A 939-nucleotide genomic window follows, 5' to 3' on the forward strand; every position below is an offset into this window, starting at 1 on the left:
GCGGTGGCGATGGTGGTGCGGGTGTCGGGGAATATCGCGGCGAATGTGGTGGCGCGTCCGGGTGGTGAGGGGGTGGTGGTCCCGGATTGGGAGGGGCCGATCGATCTGCTCATCATCGGGTCGGACGGGCGGGACGGGTTGACCAGCGGGTCGTATGGGGATGACGACATTGCGGGGGATCGGTCGGACACGTTGATGTTGTTGCATGTGAACGCGGCGCATACGGATGCGACGTTGGTGAGTCTGCCGCGGGACACGATGGTGCCGTTCCCGGAGTGCACTACGGCGGATGGGGACGTGGAGCCGGCGGTGGAGGTCGCGCAGATCAATAGTGCGTTCGATATCGGCCCGTATTGCACGTTGGAGGTGGTGCGGGAGTTGACGGGGATCGATGTGGATCATTTCGTGGTGGTGAACTTCGACGGGTTCATCGATATCACCAACGCGGTCGGCGGGGTGGAGGTGTGTCTGGCGGAGGATGTGGACGATCCGGACTCGCAGTTGCACTTGGCGGCGGGGTCGCACACGATCCAGGGGGAGCAGGCGTTGGCGTTCGTGCGGACCCGGTACGGGATCGGTGACGGCAGCGATCTGGGTCGTATCCATACGCAGCAGACGTATCTGTCGGCGTTGGCGCGGAAGGTGAAGAGTGCGCAGACGTTGACGAATCCGGTGGCGTTGTTCTCTCTTGCCGATGCGGCGAGCCGGTCGTTGCGGGTCGATGAGGCGCTCGCGGATCCGGGGGTCCTCGCCGGGCTCGCCGGGGCCCTGTCCGGGGTGGATCTGTCCCGGATGGTGCTCGTGCAGCTTCCCGTGCAGGAATACCCCGATGACCCGAACCGGGTCGAGCCCGTGCCCGACCAGACCGAGGCGCTCTTCGCCGCGCTCCGCGACGACCTGCCCATCACCCTCGCCGGAACCAACGACACCGACACCGAC

Annotated in this window: 1 protein-coding gene; it reads left to right on the forward strand. The window is 65.9% G+C overall.

All coding sequences use genetic code 11. The features are described 5' to 3' along the window. On the forward strand, positions 1-939 hold a 939-nt coding region (locus tag MR1_RS19155), incomplete at both ends, for an LCP family protein (RefSeq protein WP_067250906.1).

Source organism: Microbacterium resistens NBRC 103078 (genome assembly GCF_001552355.1).
Taxonomy (GTDB): Bacteria; Actinomycetota; Actinomycetes; order Actinomycetales; family Microbacteriaceae; genus Microbacterium; species Microbacterium resistens.